At 71.1% G+C, this 22,134-nt stretch carries 21 protein-coding genes; 11 read left to right on the top strand and 10 right to left on the bottom strand.

Translation table 11 applies throughout. The annotated features are described in order from the left end of the window. Nucleotides 1-3: 3 nt before the first annotated feature. Entirely contained in the window at nt 4-936 is a 933-nt protein-coding gene (locus ACZ7GX_RS27210) for an alpha/beta hydrolase (protein ID WP_498780634.1), read from the top strand. 290 nt (nt 937-1,226) lie between these two features. On the opposite strand, the gene ACZ7GX_RS27205 is transcribed toward ACZ7GX_RS27210, so the two are convergent. Then, nucleotides 1,227-2,063, bottom strand: a complete 837-nt coding sequence (locus ACZ7GX_RS27205; RefSeq protein ID WP_498780633.1) for a serine hydrolase — start codon at nt 2,061-2,063, stop codon at nt 1,227-1,229. After that, nucleotides 2,060-3,001, bottom strand: a complete 942-nt coding sequence (locus ACZ7GX_RS27200) for a LysR family transcriptional regulator (protein ID WP_498780632.1) — start codon at nt 2,999-3,001, stop codon at nt 2,060-2,062. The genes ACZ7GX_RS27205 and ACZ7GX_RS27200 overlap by 4 nt, the downstream gene beginning before the upstream one ends. An 86-nt stretch (nt 3,002-3,087) precedes the next feature. Between ACZ7GX_RS27200 and ACZ7GX_RS27195 the strand changes: the two genes are divergently transcribed. Beyond that, nucleotides 3,088-4,011 (top strand): MBL fold metallo-hydrolase, encoded by a 924-nt coding sequence (locus ACZ7GX_RS27195; RefSeq protein ID WP_498780631.1) that lies wholly within the window; start codon nt 3,088-3,090, stop codon nt 4,009-4,011. On the opposite strand, the gene ACZ7GX_RS27190 is transcribed toward ACZ7GX_RS27195, so the two are convergent. Next, nucleotides 4,012-4,203, bottom strand: coding sequence for a hypothetical protein (locus tag ACZ7GX_RS27190; protein WP_498780629.1), 192 nt, complete (start codon nt 4,201-4,203; stop codon nt 4,012-4,014). A gap of 98 nt (nt 4,204-4,301) precedes the next feature. On the opposite strand from ACZ7GX_RS27190, the gene ACZ7GX_RS27185 reads away from it, so the two are divergent. Then, nucleotides 4,302-5,273 carry a response regulator gene (locus ACZ7GX_RS27185; RefSeq protein ID WP_498780762.1) on the top strand — a complete coding sequence of 324 codons (972 nt, stop codon included), beginning with the start codon at nt 4,302-4,304 and terminating at the stop codon, nt 5,271-5,273. Here ACZ7GX_RS27185 and ACZ7GX_RS27180 read toward each other — a convergent pair. Further along, complete coding sequence (locus tag ACZ7GX_RS27180) at nt 5,270-5,851, bottom strand: TetR/AcrR family transcriptional regulator (protein WP_498780627.1); 582 nt, start codon at nt 5,849-5,851, stop codon at nt 5,270-5,272. The genes ACZ7GX_RS27185 and ACZ7GX_RS27180 overlap by 4 nt on opposite strands. Before the next feature lie 75 nt (nt 5,852-5,926). Between ACZ7GX_RS27180 and ACZ7GX_RS27175 the strand changes: the two genes are divergently transcribed. Together ACZ7GX_RS27175 and ACZ7GX_RS27170 are read left to right on the top strand one after the other, a co-directional pair. Then, nucleotides 5,927-6,568 (top strand): CatB-related O-acetyltransferase, encoded by a 642-nt coding sequence (locus ACZ7GX_RS27175; protein ID WP_498780625.1) that lies wholly within the window; start codon nt 5,927-5,929, stop codon nt 6,566-6,568. Nucleotides 6,569-6,645: 77 nt separating this feature from the next. Then, nucleotides 6,646-8,556, top strand: a complete 1,911-nt coding sequence (locus ACZ7GX_RS27170) for a patatin-like phospholipase domain-containing protein (RefSeq protein WP_498780624.1) — start codon at nt 6,646-6,648, stop codon at nt 8,554-8,556. A gap of 9 nt (nt 8,557-8,565) precedes the next feature. Here the strand turns inward: ACZ7GX_RS27170 and ACZ7GX_RS27165 are convergent, their stop codons facing one another. Then, on the bottom strand, nt 8,566-9,366 hold the full coding sequence (locus ACZ7GX_RS27165) for an SAM-dependent methyltransferase (protein ID WP_498780622.1): 801 nt from the start codon (nt 9,364-9,366) through the stop codon (nt 8,566-8,568). Nucleotides 9,367-9,519: 153 nt separating this feature from the next. Between ACZ7GX_RS27165 and lon the strand changes: the two genes are divergently transcribed. Next, nucleotides 9,520-11,886, top strand: a complete 2,367-nt coding sequence (lon, locus tag ACZ7GX_RS27160) for an endopeptidase La (RefSeq protein WP_498780621.1) — start codon at nt 9,520-9,522, stop codon at nt 11,884-11,886. 294 nt (nt 11,887-12,180) lie between these two features. Here the strand turns inward: lon and ACZ7GX_RS27155 are convergent, their stop codons facing one another. Both ACZ7GX_RS27155 and ACZ7GX_RS27150 read right to left on the bottom strand, forming a co-directional pair. After that, nucleotides 12,181-13,818, bottom strand: a complete 1,638-nt coding sequence (locus tag ACZ7GX_RS27155; RefSeq protein ID WP_498780620.1) for a PstS family phosphate ABC transporter substrate-binding protein — start codon at nt 13,816-13,818, stop codon at nt 12,181-12,183. A gap of 127 nt (nt 13,819-13,945) precedes the next feature. Next, nucleotides 13,946-14,314, bottom strand: a complete 369-nt coding sequence (locus ACZ7GX_RS27150) for an AMIN-like domain-containing (lipo)protein (RefSeq protein WP_498780619.1) — start codon at nt 14,312-14,314, stop codon at nt 13,946-13,948. Here ACZ7GX_RS27150 and ACZ7GX_RS27145 point away from each other — a divergent pair. Then, entirely contained in the window at nt 14,307-14,552 is a 246-nt protein-coding gene (locus ACZ7GX_RS27145) for a hypothetical protein (RefSeq protein WP_498780617.1), read from the top strand. The two genes, ACZ7GX_RS27150 and ACZ7GX_RS27145, sit on opposite strands and share 8 nt — an antisense overlap. A gap of 32 nt (nt 14,553-14,584) precedes the next feature. Here the strand turns inward: ACZ7GX_RS27145 and ACZ7GX_RS27140 are convergent, their stop codons facing one another. Then, on the bottom strand, nt 14,585-15,415 hold the full coding sequence (locus tag ACZ7GX_RS27140; protein ID WP_498780616.1) for a polysaccharide deacetylase family protein: 831 nt from the start codon (nt 15,413-15,415) through the stop codon (nt 14,585-14,587). 192 nt (nt 15,416-15,607) lie between these two features. Here ACZ7GX_RS27140 and ACZ7GX_RS27135 point away from each other — a divergent pair, with 192 nt between their 5' ends. Beyond that, the gene (locus tag ACZ7GX_RS27135) at nt 15,608-16,135 is read left to right on the top strand and encodes a YbhB/YbcL family Raf kinase inhibitor-like protein (RefSeq protein WP_498780614.1); all 528 of its coding nucleotides are present in this window, start codon (nt 15,608-15,610) and stop codon (nt 16,133-16,135) included. A 55-nt stretch (nt 16,136-16,190) separates the two neighbouring features. Further along, entirely contained in the window at nt 16,191-17,567 is a 1,377-nt protein-coding gene (locus tag ACZ7GX_RS27130; RefSeq protein ID WP_498780613.1) for a mycothione reductase, read from the top strand. 140 nt (nt 17,568-17,707) lie between these two features. On the opposite strand, the gene ACZ7GX_RS27125 is transcribed toward ACZ7GX_RS27130, so the two are convergent. Then, nucleotides 17,708-18,922: an MFS transporter gene (locus ACZ7GX_RS27125; RefSeq protein WP_498780760.1), complete on the bottom strand. Its 1,215-nt coding sequence runs from the start codon at nt 18,920-18,922 to the stop codon at nt 17,708-17,710. 125 nt (nt 18,923-19,047) lie between these two features. Between ACZ7GX_RS27125 and ACZ7GX_RS27120 the strand changes: the two genes are divergently transcribed. Continuing rightward, entirely contained in the window at nt 19,048-19,719 is a 672-nt protein-coding gene (locus ACZ7GX_RS27120; protein ID WP_498780612.1) for a FadR/GntR family transcriptional regulator, read from the top strand. Nucleotides 19,720-20,023: 304 nt separating this feature from the next. On the opposite strand, the gene ACZ7GX_RS27115 is transcribed toward ACZ7GX_RS27120, so the two are convergent. After that, entirely contained in the window at nt 20,024-20,932 is a 909-nt protein-coding gene (locus tag ACZ7GX_RS27115) for a LysR family transcriptional regulator (protein WP_498780610.1), read from the bottom strand. 73 nt (nt 20,933-21,005) lie between these two features. On the opposite strand from ACZ7GX_RS27115, the gene ACZ7GX_RS27110 reads away from it, so the two are divergent. Next, nucleotides 21,006-21,905, top strand: a complete 900-nt coding sequence (locus tag ACZ7GX_RS27110; RefSeq protein ID WP_498780608.1) for an EamA family transporter — start codon at nt 21,006-21,008, stop codon at nt 21,903-21,905. Nucleotides 21,906-22,134 lie beyond the last annotated feature (229 nt).

Genomic DNA, 22,134 nt, shown 5'->3' with positions numbered 1-22,134 from the left:
CTGGTGAACGCAGACGTGCTCGGCACCGACTACGAGACCCGCGCGCTGCCCTTGGGCGGCGGTGACACGACCGCGACCCTGGTCCGCCGTCGCGCGCAGCCGGCCGTCCGCGGCGCGGTGCTGTACGTGCACGGTTTCGCGGACTACTTCTTCCAGCGGCACGTCGCCGAGCACTTCACCGCGCGCGGCTTCGACTTCTACGCCATCGACCTGCGCGCGTACGGGCGGTCGTTGCGGCCGGGGCAGGTGGCGAACTACGTGACCGACCTGGCCGAGCACTTCGAGGAGATCGACGCCGCGGCACGGGTGATCCGTGAAGAGGACGGGCACCGGCACCTGGTGGTGATGGGCCATTCGACCGGAGGGCTCATCACGAGTTTGTGGGCGCACGAGCGGCGTTCGGACGACGTGCTGGACGCGTTGGTGCTCAACAGCCCTTGGTTGGACCTGGCCGAGCCGTGGCTGGTGCGGACGGTGGGGACGGCGTTGATCCGGGGTGTGGGTCGGGTGGCGCCGAAGCTGGTGCTCAAGCCCGGGCTGGGGCCGGTGTACGGCGAGAGCATCCACCGCGACCACCACGGGGAGTGGGACTTCGACACGACGTGGAAGCCGATCGAGGCTTTCCCGGTGCACGCGGGGTGGTTGCGCGCGATCCGTCGCGGTCAGGCCCGGCTGCACCGGGGGTTGGAGGTGGGGGCGCCGGTGCTGCTGCTGCGGTCGGGGCGCAGCCACCTCCACGCGAAGCGGTGGACGCCCGAGGCGATGACGGCGGACACCGTGCTGGACGTGGAGCACATGCGGGTGTGGGGGCCGAAGATCGGCAGGCAGGTCAGGGTGGTGCAGGTGGAGGGCGGTATGCACGACCTGTTCCTGTCCGCGGAGCCCGTGCGGTTGAGGGCGTTGGCCGAGGTGGACGAGTTCTTGGACGAGATTTGATGTGGGTGCGGTGTGGGGTGTCTGCGGCAAGGGCTGAAAGATCAAAAGATTGAAAGAGTCCTCGCCGGACGGGCAGATCAGCAGGATGACGGCGGGGTGGGTGGGTACGCGCCGGGTCCGTTGTTGGTCGGGTTTCGTGTCATCCCACCGACCTCCCTACGGGCTACCACACGTATCAAGGGGGCAGGTATAGGTGGAGGGGCGGGCAAGGGACGCACAGCCCCCTTGACACGCGCGGTAGGGCGGAGCCAGGTCGGCGGGATGACACGAAGCCCTTCTGTTGCACGGCTTCAGCGGAGGTGTTCGATGGCGAGTCTGGCGGCTGTGCCGATGACGGCGTCTGCTGGTGGCAGGGTGAAGGCGGTGCTCGCGCTGCGGGTGAAGACGGCGACGGCGTAGCGGCCGCCGTCCGGGTACTCGACGACGCCGATCTCGTTGCGGATGGTCGGGAGGGTGCCGGTTTTGCCGGCTACGCGGACGTCGTCGAAGGGGAAGCCGGAGGCCAGGCGGTGTGGCCAGACTTGAAGGGCCATGTTGCGGCGGATCGGGGCGCAGGCTTCGTGCTGCCAGACGTGCCGCAGCAGGGTGGTCAGGTCGCGTGCGGTGCCGCGGTTGGTTCGGGTGGGGTCCAGGGCGCGCAGTCGGGACAGGACGACGGGGTCGGTGAGGGCGGCCGGTGGTTCGGCGGGAGCGGCGTCTTCGGCCATGGTGCGCATGAAGTCCCGTGCCCGGTGGACGATCCGGGTGTGGCTGAGGTGCAGTTCGTCCAGGGTGTGGTTGATGTCGTCCAGGCCGATGAGGTCGACGAGGGCGTCGGCGGCGGCGTTGTCGGAGACGGTGATGGCCAGGTAGGCCAAGTCGCGCAGGGACATCGTGACCGGGTCGAGCATGCCGCCCACGCCGGTGGGGCCGGTGCTGCGGTCGTGGTCGAGGGTGATCCGGGCGGTCAGGTCGTGGGTGCTGTGGTGCAGGGCGACGAGCAGTGGGACTTTGAAGACGCTGGCGAGGACGACCGGGTCGTCCGCGCCGACCGACAGTTCGCGGTCGGGGTGGTCGAGGTCGACGGCGTGGAGCTTGCCGGTGACGCCGGCGTCGGCGAACGCGGCGCGCACCCTGGCGGCGGTCATGACAGGTACTCCGCGGCCGGGCGGGGGTAGCGGGGCAGGGTGCCCTCCGCGTGGCGCATCCCTTGTGCGGTGAGGACTTCGGTGACGGCGTCGGCGAACGCGGTGACGGCGGGGGTTCGCCGGCCGCGTGGCCAGGCGGCCGAGGTGCGCCACAGGATCGGGTTGCCGCGCAGTGGTCGCCAGGCGGCGTCCGGTGGTGGGGTGATGCCGTCGTGCAGGGCGACCGCGCCGCCGGCCAGGACGAGCCCCAACGCGAACTCCGGGTTGCCGGCTTGGTGGACGTCGGTGGGTGTGTAGCCGTGTCGGGCGCACGTGGTCAGCACCTCGTCGTGCAGGGCGGGTGCGGTGGTGCGGGGGAAGAGGACGAGGGCCAGGCCGTTCAGGTCGGCCAAGCGGACGTCCGGGGCGGTGGCCAGGGGGTGGTCGCGGGGCAGCAGGACGCCCAGCGGGCTGGTCAGGACCGGGCCGAGGCTCAGCCAGGAGACGTCGAACGGGAAGCGCAGGACGCCGACGTCCAGGCTCCGGTCGGCCAGGGCGCGGAGTTGTTCGGCGGTGCCGATCTCGCGGAGTTTCAGGTCGACGGGGCTGCGGTGGCGGAAGGCCGGGAGGAGTGCGGCCACGGCTCGTCCGCCCAGGTCCGGTGGGACGCCCGCGCGCAGTGAGCCGGCCTCGCCATGGCGGAAACGTTCGGCGAGCGCGCGGAGTCGGTCTTCGCCTGCGAGGAGGCCTCGGGCCTCGGTGAGGATCTGGCGGCCCGCATCGGTGAGGGCGACGTGCCGGGCGTCGCGGTCGAGGAGGCGGACGCCGAGTTCGCGTTCCAGGCGTTGGATGCTCTGCGACAGCGGCGGCTGGGACATGTGCAGGCGGGCCGCGGCTCGGCCGAAGTGCAGTTCCTCGGCCACGGCGAGGAAGTGCCGCAGGTGCCGGAGGAGGTCCACGAGCAGGGATGATAGCTGTTCGGATATCGCAGGCGTGGTGATATCGGACTTGGACACGTGCGGCTGGGCGCTGGTGTTGTTGTGGCATGTGCGTGAACAGGCGGCAGGTGTTGATCGGTTCGGCGGCGGTCGCGGTGGCGGGTGCGGGGTTGCCGGGGGTGGCGTTCGCGGCGGGGCGCAGCGGGGTGGGCTTGCGCTGGTTGGGCGTCGCCGGGTGGGAGTTGCTGTTCGACGGCCGGCGGGTGCTGATCGACCCGTACCTGAGCCGGTTGCCGGTGTTCGACCGGGACGGCGAGTTCATCCCCGACCACCCGTTGGCGGTGCGGAAGGAGTTGGTCGACCGGCACCTCGGTGAGCGGCCGGAGCTGGTGCTGGCCACGCACGGGCACTACGACCACTTGTTGGAGATCCCGTACGTGGTGGAGAAGCACGGTTCGCGGGTGATCGGCACCGAGACGCACCGGCACCTGCTGACGGCGCAGGGCGTGCCGGGTGACGACGTGGTCGTGGCGTCCGGTGGGGAGTACCTGGACTTCCACGGCTTCACCGTCCAGGTGTTCCGGAGCCTGCACAGCCAGTTCGGCTCGTACGGGTACTTCGCGCCGGGCAGCCTGACCGCGCCGCCGGAGGCGCCCACGACGATCAGCGACCTCGTGGAAGGCGGCTCGCTGGCGTACCTGATCACCGTGGGCGGGTTCTCGGTGCTGTTCCTGTCGGGCACGGCGAACTACGTCGAGCGGGAGATCGCGGGGCTGCGGCCGGACGTCCTCGTGCTGGGCATGAGCGGCCACGCGAACGTGCACGACTACACCGCGCGGGCGCTGCGGGCGACCCGGCCCAAGTTGCTCGTCCCGAGCCACCACGACGACATGGTGACCCAGTTGGACGACCCCGCCCTGCCGCCGCGCGGCAACCCCGCGGCGGCGGCGGAGTTGGCGGAGACGGCGCGGCGGATCGGCCTCGCGGCCCGGGTGCTGGACCCGGAAATCCTGCGCTGGTACGAGCTGTAGCTATCGACGGCGGGCGGTCTGCTTGTAGGCGGTGATCGCCTTGACCCGGTCCACGTCCCGCGTCGACCGCAGCACCAGCCACAGGCCGAGCAGGAACACCAGGTGGTCGACCAGGCGGAAGGCGGCGTAGGTGATCACGACGACACCTGGCACCCCGGCCACGGCCAGGTGCAACAACTCGCCGCCGTTCACCCGCGCCTCCCCGGCTCGGAAGCAGTGAACTCGATGGTGCCGGAAGCTAGGTAGATCCGCTAGAGTTTCTGACACCTTCTGACACTGGGCGGGTGCGCATGGGACGGTTGCGCCGACCGGAACTTCCCGGCGGACCACTGGCGACCCTCTTCGACCAATTGCGACGCCTGCACATCGAAGCCGGTGAGCCGAGCAGCCGGCACATCGCCCGCCAAGCCGGGATCAGCCACGACACGGTCCACCGCACGCTCACCGGCCCGGCGCTGCCGCGCTGGACGAACGTCGAACTGGTGGTGCACGCGCTCGACGGGGACGTCGAGGCCTACCGCGCACGGTGGCTGGCCGCCCGTGCGGCCGAAGAGCCCGCCCGACCGGCTGCCGGGCCGGCCATCGCAGAGCACGACCCGCCCGCGGTGAGCGTCGACGATCCCATCCCCGCACCGGACGGGGCACAGGTGCGGATCGTGGTCGTCGACGGCCACCCCGTGTTCCGGTTCGGTTTGGTGACCGTGCTGAGGAACGCCGGGGTCACCGTGGTCGCCGAAGCTGGGGACGGCGAGGCCGCGGTGCGCGCGTGCTCGGCGAACCGGCCCGACCTGGTGGTGTCGGACATCGCCATGCCGATCGGCCTGGACGTGATCGCTCGGCTGTCGGCGGAGAACCCGCGACTCGGCGTGCTCGTGCTCACGGCCTTGGACGACACCAAGACCATCGTCCGGGCGCTCAGCGCCGGTGTCCGCGGTTACCTGCTGAAGAACGCGGAGCCGGAGGTCGTGGTCGACGCCGTGCGCAGGGTCCTGCTCGGCGAGGCCGTGCTGGCACCCCGCGCCGCGACCGCGGCCATGGCGGGTCTGCACCGGGCCGGGCGCGCCGACCTGGGTCTCACCTCTCGGGAGACGGAACTGATCCGGTTGCTGACGGCGGGCACGAGCCACAAGTCGATCGCGTCGGCTCTGGGTGTCAGCGTCACCACGGTCCGGCACACCGTCATCAACATCCTCGGGAAACTGGGTCTCACCAACCAGATCCAGTTGGTCCGATACGCGATCGAACACGACTTGACGGATTAGAGCAGGCCGGCTCGGGCGGCGGCCAGGGCGGCTCGGGCGGAGCGCTCGGCGGTGGGGCGGTCGACCGGCTCGCCGGTGACGAAGATCCGGTGGTACAGCGGGGCGCAGGTGAGGCGGACGAGTTCGACCGGGTCGGCCTGCGGTGGGAGTTCGCCGCGTTCGACGGCGCGGGTGACGACCTTGGCCGCTTCGGCTTGGCGGGCGGCGTAGAAGCGGCGCTTCGCGTCCTGGGCGCGGGTGGACTGCTGTGCGGCGATGACGATCGCGATCGGGACGAGCCGGCGTTCCGGGTCGGCGAAGGTGTCCGCGATCTCGGTGGCGACGGCGATCAGGTCGCCCTCCAGCGTGCCGGTGTCGGGCACCGGCCACTCGGACTCGCGGGTGTGGTCGAGGGCGTCGGCGATGAGCACGTCGACCGTCCCCCACCGGCGGTAGACGGTGGTCTTGTGCACGCCCGCGCGTTCGGCGACGTTTTCCACCGTCATGCCGGCGTAGCCGTGCCGGGTCAGCTCGGCGTACACGGCTTCCAGGACGGCTTCGCGGACGCGTGCCGAGCGTCCACCCGGTCGTGAGGTCAACTGCAACTCCAGTTGCGTTAGTGGGCGAGTTGTGCCACTCTAACGCAACACGAGTCGCGTTAGGAGCCCTCCACTTTGATCCCAGACCCCACCGTCCTGCACCCGCTGCCGCACGCGGACCGCGTCGTCCAGCTCAAGCCGTTGGTGACGTCGCCGACGATCGAGGTCGGCGAGTACACGTACTACGACGACCCGGAGCACGCGCTGGAGTTCGAGACCCGCAACGTGCTCTACGGGTACGGCGCCGAGAAGCTGGTCATCGGCAGGTTCTGCGCGCTGGCCACCGGCACCAGGTTCATCATGGCCGGCGCGAACCACCTCAACATCGGCGTCTCGACGTTCCCGTTCACGATCTTCGGTGGCACGTGGGCCGAGCAGACGATGGACCTGATGACCGGCATGCAGACGCGGGGCGACACGGTGGTCGGCAACGACGTCTGGTTCGGCTACAACGCGCTCGTGATGCCGGGAGTGACGATCGGGGACGGCGCGATCATCGCGACCGGCGCCGTGGTGACGTCGGACGTGCCGCCGTACACGGTGGTGGGCGGCAACCCGGCCAAGCCGGTGAAGCGGCGCTACGCCGAGGAGGACGTGGCCCGGCTGCTGCGCGCCAAGTGGTGGGACTGGCCGATCGAGCTGGTGACCGAGCACGTCCGCACGATCATGTCCGGCACGCCGGCCGAGATCGAGCAGATCGCGCGATCCCAGCTGTGAACGCGCGAGTGAACAACCGATTGGTCTAGCGCCACACCGGCCGGCGTCACGAGACCATGGAGGCCGGGAGGTTCGCCATGGCCGAGGACTTCAACCGGTACTGCGACCTGACCATGCGGGGTGGGGCGGCCAGTGGCGTCGTCTACCCGTTGGCCGTCGTGGAGTTGGCCGGGCACTACCGGTTCCGGTCGTTGGGCGGTGCGTCGGCCGGTGCGATCGGGGCCGCCTTCACCGCGGCCGCGGAGAAGGGCCGGGACCGGGACGGGTTCCGCAAGCTCGGGGAGGTCGTCGACTGGTTCGCCGCGCCCGGCTGGCGGCTGGCCCAGCTCTTCCAGCCCAGCGAGCACACCCGCAAGCTGTACCGGATCGTGGCGGCCTCCATGCAGCGCCGCGACTCCACCGGGCGCAACCCGCTCACGTGCCTCCTGCTGGCCCTGATCAGCGCGATCGGCTGGCGGGCACGGGCCTTCCTCGCCTTGGCGCTGGGGTTGTGGCTCATCGGTCCGACCCTGTGGTTCCACTCGATCGACTGGGGCGCCACGCCGACGTGGGCGCTGATCGGCCTCACCGTCGCGGCCCTCGTCGCCGTGCCCGGCATCGTGCTGAGAGTCCTGCCGAACGGCCGGGACGCGTGGTTGCGCCGCATCGGCACCGCAGTGCTCCTGGTCGTCCCGCTGATCCCGGTCGCCCTGAGCACGCGCTGGACGGCCCCGAGCCTGGCGAGCGCCGCCACCGCCGCCGTGTGGTGGCTGGTGCTCGGGTTCGCGTTCGTCAGCGCGGTCGCCCTCACCTACGGCCTGGGCGCCAAGCGGTTCCTCGACCGGATGGCGACCACCATCCACTTCGGACTCATCCCCGGCACCGGCGCGTTCCGACCGAACTTCTGGGACCGCCGGTGCGGTGTGCCCGCGTCGACCGGCGTGCCGCCGCTGAGCGACTGGATCGCCGACGTGCTGGACGACCTGTCCGGGACGACGGACCTGACGTTCGACGACCTGACCACCAACCTGGTCCTGATGACCACGGACCTGTCCGAGGGCCGCCCCTACCGCCTGCCGTTCACCGAACCGTCGGCCGCGTGGCTGTTCTGCCCGACGTGCCTGGCCACCGTGCTGCCGCCGCGGACCGTCGACAAGCTCGGCCACGACGCCTCGCCGCACCACTGCCCGCTGCACCCCGCCGAGACCCTGCACGTGCTGCCGAAGAACCTGCCGGTCGCGCTGGCCGTCCGGATGAGCATGCCGCTGCCCGGCCTGATCGCCGCGGTGCCGCTGGTGCGCGCCGAGCCGGAACCCCGCGTCCACTGGTTCTCCGACGGCGGCATCACCAGCAACTTCCCGATCCACTTCTTCGACAACCTGCTGCCGCGCTGGCCGACGTTCGGCCTGAGCCTGCAGTCCTACCCGCCCGGCGACGACCGGGACGTCTGGCTGCCCGAGCAGGACGCGTCCACCGGCGGCACGCCGTGGCGCGGCATCGGGCTGGTGCAGCACTTCGCGTCGGCGATCCTCAACACCATGCTCGACTGGCGCGACACGATGCAGTCCGCCCTGCCGGGCTACCGGGGACGGATCGCGCACGTCCGCGTCGGAGCCCTGGAAGGCGGCACGAACCTCTTCATGCGCCCGGAGACGATCCGCGCCCTGGCCGAACGCGGCGCCGAGGCCGGGCGGCTGCTGCGCACCCGGTTCACCGAGGACGACTCGACCAAGACCGACCGCTACCGCTGGATCCGCATGCGCCTGGCCATGCGCGAGTACCAGCAGCTGGCCGACCAGTCCGGCGACCGCGCCGCCCTCTACCGCGACCTCACCGCCCGCTACCGGATCCCCGAGGACCTGCACGCCTGGTTCACCACGCCACCCGACACCGACCCGAACGCGCGCGAGATCGGACTCACCCTCGACGCGCTGGGCGCGGTGCCCGCGGGCCCGTTCGACGGCGAGCCGCCGATCGACCCGGACCTCCGCCTCACCCCGCCCGAGTGACGGACGCCGTCAGACCTTCTTCCCGACCCCCGCGTACGCGTTGATGTAGGCGTCGTCCGAATCCGGCCACCACTCGCTCAACGGCACCACGCCGGGCTCCACGACCTCCAGCCCGTCGAAGAAGGTGGCGACCTCCGCACCGGTCCGCAGCACCAGCGGGCTGTCCGTGCGGCGGTAGATGGCGTTGACCTGCTCGCCGCTCTCCCGCCCCTCCTGCGACACGCCGTCCCAGCTCGCGTGCGAGATTGCCACGAAGCTGCCCGGCGCCAGCACGTCCCGGTACCGGGCGATGGCCGCGGCCGGCTCGGCCTCGTCCGGCACGAAGTGCAGCACGGCGACCATCAGCAGCCCGATCGGCCGGTCGAAGTCGAGCACCGACCGCACCTCCTCGTTCTCCAGCACGGAGTCCGGGTCGCGCAGGTCCGCCTGGATCGCGCTGGCCAGCGGGTTGTCCGCCAGCAACGCCGTGCTGTGCGCCACGGCCACCGGCTCGACGTCCGCGTACACCACCCGTGCCGCCGGGTTGGTCTGCTGGGCGATCTCGTGCACGTTGCCGACCGTCGGGATGCCCGACCCCAGGTCGAGGAACTGGTCGATGCCCTGCGACAGCAGGTACCGCACCGCCCGCCGCAGGAACGACCGGTTGGCCCGGGCCGCGCCGGACATGCCGGGGAAGATCTGCTCGACCGACTTCGCCGCCTCGCGGTCCACCGCGAAGTTGTGCGACCCACCCAGGAAGTAGTCGTACATCCGGGCCGCGCTCGGCCGGTCCAGGTCCACCGAAGACGGAACCCAGCTCGCCTGCTCCATGCGCACATCTCCTCGTCAGCCGACCGCGTGATCGTCGCGGCGCCATCCACGGGGCACAACCCCCGAATGGACGCTCGCTCTGGGCGAACACCTACCGGAAACAAACCCACGCTCATCTTGGTTGAGCCAGTCAGACTCAACTTTGGAGGGATCATGGGCGAGACGTTGGCGCTGCCGGTGCTGCCGCTGGACGACGTGGTCGTGCTGCCGGGCATGGTCGTGCCGATCCGCCTCAGCGGCTCGGACGCCACCGCCGAGGCCCGCGCCGCGATCGAGGCCGCGACGGCGACGGGCGGTCAGTCGAAGGTCCTGCTGGTGCCCCGGCTGGACGGCAAGTACGCCAAGGTGGGCACGCTGGCCCTGATCGAGCAGGTCGGCAGGCTCTCCGGTGGCGAGCGCGCGGCCGTCGTGCGCGGCACCGAGCGGGTCCGCATCGGCACCGGCACCACCGGCCCCGGCGCGGCGCTGTGGGTCGAGGCGACCATCGCGGACGAATCACCGGTCGACGACCACACCCACGAACTGGCCCGCGAGTACCGGGGGCTGGTCACCACGATCCTCCAGCAGCGCGGCGCGTGGCAGGTGGTCGACTCGGTGCAGCAGGTGGACGACCCGTCCGCCCTCGCCGACCTCGCCGGCTACGCCTCGTACCTCAGCGACGAGCAGAAGGTCTGGCTGCTGGAGACCAGCGACGTCACCGAGCGGCTCGAGAAGCTGCTGGAGTGGGGCCGCGAGTACCTGACCGAACTCGACGTCGCCGAGACCATCCGCAAGGACGTCAAGGAAGGCGTCGAGAAGCAGCAGCGCGAGTTCCTGCTGCGCCAACAGCTGGCCGCGATCCGCAAGGAACTGGCCGAGCTCGACGGCAAGCCCGCCACCGAGGAGCAGGACTACCGAGCCCGCGTCGAAGGCGCCGACCTGCCGGAGAAAGTCCGCGAGGCCGCCCTGGCCGAGGTCGACAAGCTCGAACGGACCTCCGAGCAGTCACCCGAGGTCGGCTGGATCCGCACCTGGCTCGACACCGTCCTCGACCTGCCGTGGAACGAACGCACCGAGGACGCCTACGACATCGCGGGCGCCCGCGCCGTCCTGGACGCCGACCACGCGGGCCTGGACGACGTCAAGGAACGCATCACCGAGTACCTGGCCGTCCGCCGCCGCCGCGCCGACCGCGGTCTCGGCGTCGTGGGCGGCCGCCGTTCCGGCGCGGTCCTGGCCCTGGTCGGACCTCCCGGCGTCGGCAAGACCTCCCTCGGTGAATCCGTCGCCCGCGCGATGGGCCGCAAGTTCGTCCGGGTGGCCCTGGGCGGCGTCCGCGACGAAGCCGAGATCCGCGGCCACCGCCGCACCTACGTGGGCGCGCTGCCGGGCCGGATCGTCCGGGCCATCTCCGAAGCGGGCTCGATGAACCCGGTCGTCCTCCTGGACGAGATCGACAAGGTGGGCGCCGACTACCGCGGCGACCCGACCGCCGCCCTCCTCGAAGTCCTCGACCCGGCCCAGAACCACACGTTCCGCGACCACTACCTCGAAGTCGAACTGGACCTCTCCGACGTCGTCTTCCTGGCCACCGCCAACGTCCTGGAATCCATCCCGGGTCCCCTGCTGGACCGCATGGAACTGGTCCAGCTCGACGGCTACACGGAGGACGAGAAGGTCACCATCGCCCGCGACCACCTCCTGCCGCGCCAGGTCGAACGCGCCGGCCTCACCCCCGAGGACGTCACGATCACCGAGCCGACCCTGCGCAAACTGGCCGGCGAGTACACCCGTGAAGCAGGTGTCCGGCAGCTGGAACGCGCGCTCGCACGCATCCTCCGCAAGGTGACCGCACGCGTCGCCCTGGACGAATCCACCCTGCCGGTCACCGTCGACATCCCGAACCTCCGGACCTACCTGGGCTCGCCCAAGCACACCCCGGAGTCCGCCGAGCGCACTGCCGTCCCGGGCGTCGCCACGGGCCTGGCCGTGACCGGAGCCGGCGGCGACGTGCTCTTCGTGGAGGCCTCACTGGCATCCCCGGGGACCGGCGCGTCCGGCGTCACCCTGACCGGCCAACTGGGCGACGTGATGAAGGAGTCGGCCCAGATCGCCCTCTCCTACCTGCGCTCCAACGACGAACGAGCCGAAGTCCTGGCAGACCGCGGCGTCCACATCCACGTCCCAGCCGGTGCCGTGCCCAAGGACGGCCCTTCAGCAGGCGTCACCATGACCACGGCGCTCGCCTCCCTGCTCTCCGGCCGCCCGGTCCGCTCCGACGTCGCCATGACCGGCGAGGTCTCCCTGACGGGCCGCGTCCTCCCCATCGGCGGCGTCAAGCAAAAGCTGCTGGCCGCCCACCGCGCCGGCATCACCACCGTCCTCCTGCCCAAGCGCAACGAACCGGACCTCGACGACGTCCCGGACTCGGTCCTGGCCGAACTGACCGTCCACCTCGTCACCGACGTCCGCGAAGCCCTCGACCTAGCCCTCCAACCAACCACCACAACCACCACAACCACCACCACCGCAGCCGCCTAACCCCAACCCCAACCCTCACCACCACCACAACGGACCCGCAGCGCACCCTCAGAGGCCCGATTTGACATGGGTTCGGGTGCTTTAGGCTGGTCGAAGCCGGCAGGCCTGGCGGGACGCTTTTCCCCGCCGGGCCTGCCGGCTTTGGCCTGCCTGGAGTGCCCGTAAGGGCCCCATGTCAAATCGAGCCGGACCGGACCCACACCGCCCACACCGCCCCGCCAACTCGAACCGGACTCACCCCCGAGCCGCCCTCAACCACCGCACCACCCGCCCGCACCGCCCGCCCGCCCGCATTCACCTCAGATTGCACAAATCCAACGGCACCCCATCCGCCGTCACACACGGCAGGTACCCGGCATCCTTCATCCGCACCCGAGCCCCGTCGTGCTCCCGCACGTACGCCACGAACCGCGCGACCAACGACCCCGACGCCGGCTCCGACCGCGTGTACAAGTACTCCACCGTCCAGAACGGGTAGCCCGCCTCCACCCCCGCCGCCGCGTCGAACACCTTCCCGCCCAACGACAACGCGGTCAACGCGTTCGTCTTGCGGGCCTCCGCCACCGAAGGCGCGTCCGCGTACCCGATCGCACCCTCCACCGCGCCGATCTCCCGCACCACGTCCGCGTTCTTGTCCCGCTCGCACCGGATCACCGGGGCCTCCGGCGCGCGGTCCTTCACCCGGCAGTCGTTGGACGACAACGCGCTCTCACTCGTACCCAGCACCCGCCGCTCGAACAGCTCCCGCGTCCCCGACTCGCCGCCCCTGCCCACGATCCGGATCGGCAGCGGCGAACCGCCCCGCAGCTGGCTCCAATCCGTGTAGACCCCCGCGTAGATCCCGCGCAGCTGCTCCACCGTGATGCTGTCGAGCCCGACCGAGCTGTGCACCACCACGTGGTAGACCACGATCGCCAACTGCTGCGCGAAAACGCCGTCCACCTCCTGCTTGCCGTCCGAGAGCGCCACCACGCCCTCCTCACCCCCGGCCACCTCGCGCACGCCTTGGATGCTCCCCGTGGCGGACGTGGTGATCTCCGCACCGGGGCAGGCCCGCTCGTACTGGTCGGCGATGGTGGCCATGGTCGGCATGAACACGCTCGACCCCTCGACACGCACCTTGCCCGACGCGCACGCCACCGTCGCGTCGTTCGAACCCGGCGGCCACGCCAGCACGAGCACCAGCACCGCCGCCAGCAACGCGGCCAGGCCACCGGTCAACCGGGGCAGGGTGAGCAGCCGCTCCGGGCGCTCGTCGTGCACGATCCCCGCGCCCCCGAGGCTGCCGACGACCTTCACGTCCTTGCCGAGCTCGCCCTTCGGCTTGCCGTCCGGCTCACGCAGCACCACCAGCAGCTTGAACTTCTGCTTGCGCCGCAGCACGAGCTTCTCCAGCCGCACGCCGTGCCAGACCGGCTCGCCCGGCGGGTCCGCCGGCACCGCCAGCCCACCCCACTTGGCCACCCGCTGCGCCATCCGCTCGCGCACCGTCGGCAGCGACGCCTTCGCCGGACTCGCCTCCGAGCCGAAGAACTGCAGGCTGCGCCGGATCTCGGCCTTCAGCTCCTCCGAGCCCGCCTCGGACACCCTGGCGTTCCACACGATCCGGTCGCCGAAGGTGAACGTCAGCGGCTTGTCGAAGTCCTCGCCGTCGATGTCGTAGCTACCGGTGTTGCGCACCCGGATCACCACGATGCTCATCCGGTCCAGCACCCGCACCAGTTCCCTCAGCTGGGGCGAGTTCGGGTCGGTCCCGTCGTGCAACTGCTCGGGCCCGAGACCGATCTTGGAGTTGTAGAGCACCCGGAACCCGAGCCGCTTGCGGCGCACGAAGAGCCGGTCGATGACCGGCGTCGCGAACAGCAGCCCGATCGCGAGCAGCACCGGACCGGGACCACCGAGGAAGTCCAACGCGGAACGCAGCACCTGCACACCGAATTCTCGGTCGGCGGACCGACCGAGAACCGGGTCATCGTCGGGAGTTCACCGTGACTTCACTGGACGTCAAGGGAGTCCGGCCGTTCGAACCACCTACTCAGTGCCGACTTCGAACCACCTATCAGTGCCCGACGTCGATGACCACGCGGGTCGGCGAGTCGAGCAGGAACACGCGGTGCCACGAGTCGCGCCGCATGCCGAGCCCGACGGTGAGGTTGGCCTCGAAGTCACCCGTGATCGCGAACGCCTGGACGTTGGTCAGCGCGGGCGTCTCGAACCGCCGGGGACCGGTGTAGGTCGGGTTCCCGTTGTCGTCGTGCGCTGCGGCCGGCGCGACCCGCACCTCCAGGAAGTAGGCGCCCGGCAACGAGACCGGGTTGCCGGAACCGTCCTCGTAGAGCTGGTCGACGCTCCGGATGAAGAACTCCGGCCGGTGACCGTCGAGGTCGAGCACGACCCGGTCGAACCCGACGTGTCTGCCCGTGCGCACCCCGATCAACACCGGCGTTTGCGTCATCGACGACACACCCGACACGCCCGACACGCCCGACGCCCCCAACGCACCCGACCCACCGGACACCGCCGACCCAACCGACGCACCAGACCCGCCGGACACGCCCGACGCCGCGGCCGGAACCGCGACCCCGACCGCGGCCATGGCGAACACGAGCACTGCGAGTTTCCTGAAACGGCTGTTCATGACGTCCTCCAAGGGCTCTCCCGGCTGACTGCCGGTACACCCCTAGAGACGTGTCGCACGTCACACGGTTGCCTGCGGATCGGCCAGGAAGTCACCCAGCACGACCGGCGTCAGCCCGTCCAGCTTGCAGCGCTCCAGGAACGCCAGGAAGTCCTGCACGAACGTGTGCCGGAAGTGCATCAGCACGATGTCGCCCGCGTTCAGCCGACCACCCGCCTGGAACTGCACGACGCCGTCGTTGACCGCCGCCGTCCACATGACCAACGCGGTGAACCCGCAGTCGGCGGCCGCCCGGCGCGTGGTGTGGTCGAAGTTGCCGAACGGCGGGCGGAACAGCTTCGGCCGCGCCCCGAGCTGCACCCGGAGCAGCTCGGCGTTGCCGCAGATCTCACCGCGCTGGAAGTCGTAGGACGTGCCCGTCAGGTCGGGGTGCGTCGCCGTGTGCGCGTGGACCGTCGCGAGACCCTCGAACCCCTTGAAGTAGTCGGCGTGCCCGTCCACGTGCTTCGAGTTCAGGAACAGGGTCGGCTCGACACCGCTCTTGCGCATCAGCTCGGCCGCGGCCGGGTGGCGGACCGCGCCGTCGTCGATCGTGACGAACACGTACGGCCGGTCGGTCTCGATCCGCCGGACCACGGGCACCATGCCGTCCACGATCGGCGGCACGTGCTGCTGGGGCGTGCCGAAGACGTACGGCCGCTGGAACACGGGAATGGTGGTCCCGCCGGGGCCGGGCACGGCCGTCGGCGGCGTGGTCGTCGTGGTCGTCGTGGCGGTCGTCGTCGCGGCGACGGCCGCCGCCGACGGGACCTGCCGTGGTTCCGGCTGCGACGAACACGCGCACAGCACCGCGACGACGGCGGCCAGGACCGCCACTCCCCTGGGTCTCATCCGGGCTTCCCCCTCGAACGGGCGTCACCCATCCAGGTGACGCTCACTCGATTGGAGACGCCACGAGGATCACTCAGGTTGCTCACGGATTCGAGCGTCACCCCTGGCGACCTCCGGCGCACCCTCGCTGCGGCACTTCCACCCCGGAGATAGGGTCGGGCGGGTCCCGCAAGATCACGTGTGGAGGACCTGATGAGCCTCGAACGCCCCGTCGCGCCCGATCCCTACGCGCTGCTGCCGCAGGTGGCGTCGTTCACCCTCAGCTCGACCGACGTGTCCGACGGCCAACCCCTGGCGGACGCGCAGGTTTTCGAGGGCGGCAACACCTCGCCGCAGCTGAGCTGGACCGGGTTCCCGGAGGAGACCAAGAGCTTCGTGGTCACCTGCTTCGACCCGGACGCGCCGACGCCCTCGGGCTTCTGGCACTGGGTCGCGGTGAACCTCCCGGCGTCCGTCACCTCCCTCGACACCGGCGCCGGCGCCTCGGACGACACGCTGCCCGCCGGCGCGTTCCACGTGCGCAGCGACTTCGGCACCCGCGCGTTCGGCGGGGCCGCCCCGCCGCCCGGCGACCAGGTGCACCGGTACTACTTCGTGGTGCACGCCGTCGACGTCGACCGACTGGACGTGGACGGCGACGCCTCCCCCGCCGTGGTCAGCTTCAACCTGGCGTTCCACACCCTGGCGCGGGCGATCCTCGTGCCGACCTACGCCCACTGAACGATCGACGCCGACCCCGGGAACAAGTGCCTCACGTCGCGGGTTGCAGCACGACGTGAGGCACTTCGACCTGGTCATCATCGGCACCGGTTCCGGCAACTCCATCGTGGACGAGCGGTTCGCCGGCTGGAACATCGCGATCGTCGAGAAGGGTGTGTTCGGCGGCACGTGCCTGAACGTCGGGTGCATCCCCACGAAGATGTTCGTGCACACCGCGGACGTCGCCGCCGCACCCTCCTCGGGCGCGCGGCTCGGCGTCGACGCCCACCTGGACGGCGTGCGGTGGACGGAAGTGCGCGACCGGATCTTCGGCCGGATCGACCCCATCTCCGAGGGTGGCCGCCGCTGGCGGGCCGAGGAGAACGCCAACGTCACCGTCTACGAGGGCACGGCCCGGTTCACCGGCCCCAAGACCCTCGACACGGGCACCGGCGAGGTGATCACCGCGGACCGGTTCGTGCTCGCCGCGGGCAGCCGGCCGGTGGTCCCGGACGTCGCCGACCTCGACTCCGTCGGCTACCACACCAGCGACACGGTCATGCGGCTCGACGCCCTGCCCCCTCGCCTCACCATCCTGGGCAGCGGTTTCGTGGCGGCCGAGTTCGCGCACGTGTTCTCGTCCTTCGGCGTGCAGGTGACCGTGGTCGGGCGGTCCGACCTGCTCCTGCGCCACGAGGACCGCGAGATCGCCACCCGGTTCACCGAGACCGCCGCGCAGAAGTGGGACGTGCGGCTCAAGCGCAAGGCGGTGCGGGCCGAACGGGTCGACGGCGTGGTGCGGCTGCACCTGGAGGGCCCGGACGGCGCGGAGGTCGTGGAGTCCGAGGAGCTGCTGGTCGCGGTCGGCCGCACGCCGAACTCGGACCTGCTCGACCTGGCCGCCACCGGCGTCGACGTGCACCCCGACGGTCGCGTGGTCGTCGACGAGCACCAGCGCACGTCCGTCGAGGGCGTCTACGCGCTCGGCGACATCAGCTCCAAGTACCAGCTCAAGCACGTGGCCAACCACGAGGCGCGGGTCGTGCAGCACAACCTGCTGCACCCGGACGAGCCGATCTCCTCCGACCACCGGTTCGTGCCGGCGGCCGTCTTCTCCTCGCCGCAGATCGCGTCGGTCGGGTTGACCGAGGAGCAGGCCGTCGAGCGCGGCGTGCGCTACGTGACGGCGGCGCAGGCCTACGCGTCGATCGCGTACGGCTGGGCGATGGAGGACACGACCGGGTTCGCGAAGGTGCTGGCCGACCCCGACACGGGCCTGATCCTGGGCGCGCACGTGATCGGGCCGCAGGCGTCGAGCGTGATCCAGCCGGTGATCCAGGCGATGAGCTTCGGCCTGGACGCCCGGACGATGGCGCGCGGGCAGTACTGGATCCACCCGGCGATGCCCGAGGTCATCGAGAACGCGCTGCTCAACCTGCCCCTGACGGACTGAGCGCCCCGCGCCCCGCGGCCACGAGCACCAGCACCAGCACCAGCACCACAAGATGGAGACCCGGTCGTACCCCTCGTGCGACCGGGTCTCCGTTCTGTCCGTAACCGACACATCGTGCCGGGAAGACGAGGCGTTATCAGCTACACCGTGCGCGGCCGACCGGCGACCCACCCGAGCCCGGTCAGCACGACCAGCAGCCCCACCAGGACCAGCATCGACATCGTCCAGGTGCCGGTGGCACCGCGCAGCACCCCGAACGCGAACGGTCCGGCGGCCGAGATCAGGTAGCCGATGCTCTGCGCCATCGCCGAGAGCCGCGCCGTGTCCGCACCGGTCGACGTGCGCAACGAGATCATCACCAGCGCGAGCGGGAACATGCCCATCCCCACGCCGATCAGCACGACCCACAACCCGGGCGCCGCGCCAGGAGCCAGGGCGAGGCCCAGCACGCCCAGCACCGACAGCACGCCCAACACCAGCACCAGCCACGACTGCCCGGACCACCGCGCCGCCAGCGGGGGCACGACCAGGCTCACCGGCACGCCCAGCACCATCGTGATGGCCAGCAGCAGCCCGGCCGTCGTCCGGTCCACCCCGGAGTCGACCAGGATCTGCGGCAACCAGCCCATCACCGTGTAGGCGAGCAGCGACTGGAGCCCGAAGAACACCGTGATCACCCAGGCCAACGGGCTGCGGAACAACGACCGGCCGGCCTTCACCGACCGCGTCACCGGCCGTGCGGCCAACCCGTGCCGGGCACCCGCCAGCCACACCAGCAGAGCCGCCGCCGACAGGAACGCCCAGGCGCCGACCGCCAGCCGCCACGACCCGAACGCCGACTCCAGCCCCGGCGTGAACGCCGCGCCGACCGCTGCCCCGGCCGCCAGCGCGGCGGTATAGACGCCGGTCACCAGGCCCACCCGGCCCGGGAACGACTCCTTCACCACCACGGGGATCAGCACGTTGCACACCGCGATGCCCGCGCACGCGATGAACGTGCCGCCGAGCACCGCCGCCGGCCCGTCCACCACCCGCAGCACCAGGCCGACCGTCAGCACCAGCAACGACAGCGCGACCGCCCGGGCCATCCCGAACCGCCGCCCCAGCCAGGGCGCGAGGAACGCGGCGAACCCGAAGCACAGCGTCGGCACGGCGGTCAGCAGGCTCGTCCACGCGGTCGACACGCCGAGCGACGTGCGCACGTCACCGAGCACCGAGGCCAGGCTCGTCACGGCCGGGCGGAGGTTCGCGGCGGCCAGCGCTACGCCGATCGCCAACAGGGTGCTGCCGACCAGGGCAACTTGACGGCTCCGACGCCCCTCACCCACGGCAGTGCGGCCAGGATGGTCGGCGATCGTCGCATTGGCATCGCCATCGGTGGCAATGTGGGCAGTCGACGGTGACCAGTCTGGCCGGGTCTGCTGGATTGGCACCTGGCTACTATCGCAGACATGGGATGTTCGGATGAAAGGATGACGCTGTGCCGTTGGCCACTACTCGGCGGGCCGGGCTCGTCGACCAGGTGATCGACCAGATGAGGGGAGCGATCGCCGCCGGTGAATGGCCGGTCGGCCGCCGCATCCCACCGGAGCCGGAGCTGGTCACCGCCCTGGGCGTGGGTCGCAACACCGTGCGGGAGGCCGTGCGCGCCCTGTCGCACGCAGGGCTGCTGGAGGTGCGCCAGGGCGACGGCACGTTCGTCCGCGCGACCAGCGAGCTGTCCGGCGCGGTCCGCCGGTTGTGCGGCAGCGAGCTGCGCGAGGTGCTCCAGGTGCGCCGGACGCTGGAGGTGGAGGGCGCCCGCCTGGCCGCGACCCACCGCACCGACGAGGAGCTCCGCAAGCTCGAGGAGCTGCTGGCCGAGCGGGACGCCGCGCTGGCCGCGAAGGAGTGGGCCCGGCTGGTGGAGCGGGACACCGCGTTCCACGTGATGCTCGTGCAGTGCTCGCACAACACCCTGCTGGCCGAGCTGTACCAGGGCCTGACCGAGGCGGTCCGGGCCAGCATCACGGCCACCGTGGAGACCGACCACGAGGACGACCACGTGTCGCACACCGGTCTGCTCGACGCGGTCCGCGACCGTGACGCGGCCCGTGCGGCGGCCGAGGCGGGAGGCTTCCTGGAGGAGTTGCTGGAGCGGCACAAGGACTGAACCGCGGTCCGCGACCGCGGCAGCCGCGGCACCACGCCGTTGCGGGGCGAGGTCCCGCAGGCCTACCACGACCTGCGGGCAGGTCTCACCGGCGTGCGCCCTTCCGGGCGTGCCAAGGCGGTAAGGGCTTTCACGACGGGGCGGAGACCTCCCACGGCGGCGGAGTTCCGCAGGAGGCCTCCTGGTGAATGGCTTGACCGGGTCCAGACCCACGACCCCCGACGACCCACTTCGATAGTCGTCGCAATTGCGCCCGCCGCAACCGTCGGTTGCCCGATCGTTATCTGCGGCCCCGGAACCGGCCTCAAGCGGTCTCCCGCTGCTCCCAGCAGTCCCGCAACGCCGCCAGGGTCGCGGTCACGGCGGGACGGCGGCCGGCCTGCGTGCGCCACACCGCGAACACCCGACGCGTCGGCGTCGGCCGGAACGGCACCGCGCGCACCGAGTCCGGCAGCGCGCCACGGCCCAGCCGGGGCAGCAGCGCCACGCCGATCCCCTTGGCCAGCAACGCCAACTGCGTCTCGTACTCGGCGATCCGGTAGGCCAGGTCGGGTTCCATGCCCGCGCCGCGGAAGGTGTTCACCAGCCAGTCGTGGCAGATCGTGCCCTCCGGCTGGCAGATCCACCGCTCGCCCGCCAGGTCCTCCGGCACCACGCTCTCCCGCTGCGCCAACGGGTGCGCGACGGGCAGCAGCACGTCGGCGACGTCCTCGCCGAGCCGCACCCGCGACACGGGCTCGGGCACGGCCAGCGGCGCGTTGACCCAGTCGTGCGTGACGGCCAGGTCCAGCTCGCCGCGCGCCACCGCCTCCAGGCAGTCCGGCGGGTCGAGCTCGACCAGGCGCACGTCCAGCTGCGGGTGCCGCTCGGCCAGCCGCACCACCGCCGCGGGCAGCAGGCCGCGCGCGGCGGTGGCGAACGCGCCGACCCGCAACTCGCCGACGGCCGCGCCGCGCTGCTCCTCCAGCGCCACCTCGGCGTGCTCGACCAGCGCGAGCACCTGCCCGGCGGTGGCCGACAGCAGGTGCGCGGCGTCGGTCAGCGCGACACCGCGGCCACGGCGTTCCAGCAGCGTGGTGCGGGTCTCCCGTTCCAGCTTGGCGATCTGCTGCGACACCGCCGACGGGGTGTAGCCCAACGCCGTGGCCGCCGCGCCGACCGAGCCGTGCTGCGCCACGGCGTGCAGGGCGCGGAGCCGTCCGAGATCAAGCATGTAGCAATGCTAAACCGAAACCTTCAGCACTCGTCGCTGGTCCTAAACGATGGCACGGCTGAGACTCGGTGGTGTGAAACCACGCCACGTCGCGATCGCGGTGCTCGTCGCCACCATCTGGGGGATCAACTTCGTCGTCATCAAGGTGGGTCTGCGCGACTTCCCGCCGTTGTTCTTCTCCGCGCTGCGGTTCCTGGCCGCCGCCGTGCCCGCGCTGTGGTTCGTCGGCCGGCCCAAGGTGGCGTGGAAGTGGGTCGCCGCGGTCGCGCTGGCGCTCGGCGTGGCCAAGTTCGGGTTGGTGTTCGTCGGCATGGCGGCCGGGATGCCCGCCGGGCTGTCGTCGTTGGTGCTGCAGAGCCAGGTGTTCTTCACCGTGCTGTTCGCGGCCGTGCTGCTGCGGGAACGGCCGCGGCCCGTGCAGCTGCTCGGGATGGGCGTGGCGGCGGCGGGGATCGTGGTGATCGCGTTCGACTACGGGGTCGGCAGCCCGATCTCGGCGTTCCTGCTGGTGGTCCTCGGCGCGGTGGCGTGGGGCCTGGCCAACGTCGCCACCCGGTACGCCCGGCCGCCGGACCCGATCAACTTCATCGTGTGGGTCAGCGCGTTGGCGGTGCTGCCCCTGCTCGGGTTGTCGCTCGTCTTCGAGGGCCCGGCCGCGGACCTGGCCGCGTTGCGGGGGATGGATTGGAGCGGCGTCGGCGCGATCCTGTTCATCGCGTGGGTGTCGACGTTGCTCGGGTTCGGGTTGTGGAACCTGCTGCTGCGGACTTACGAGGCGAGCGCCGTCGTGCCGTTCGCGCTGCTGGTGCCGGTGGCGGGGATGTTGTCGGGGTGGCTGCTGCTCGATGAGGCGATCACGGCGGTGCGGCTCGGGGCGGCGGCGCTGGTGATCATCGGCATGGCGGCGACGACGGTGAAGCGACGTGGGTCGCGTGTGTCGGAACCGGTGCTCGTTGGAGTGGGTGCTCGGTGAAGGTGGTGGTTGGGGCAGGCTCGGGGTCGACGCAGGTTCGGCTCGGGTGCGGCTCGGGTTGGCTCCGGGCAGGTTGCGTCCGGCTCGATTTGACATGGGGCCCTTACGGGCACCCCAGGCAGGCCAAAGCCGGGCAGGCCTGGCGGGAAAAGCGTCCGCCAAGCCTGCCCGGCTTCGACCAGCCTATGGCACCCGAACCCATGTCAAATCGGGCCTAGGTGGGTGAGTT

The sequence above is a fragment of the Actinosynnema sp. NPDC037264 genome (assembly GCF_055603705.1).
Note: the sequence above shows the minus strand (reverse complement) of the source record. Positions and strands in the feature narration are given on the sequence as shown.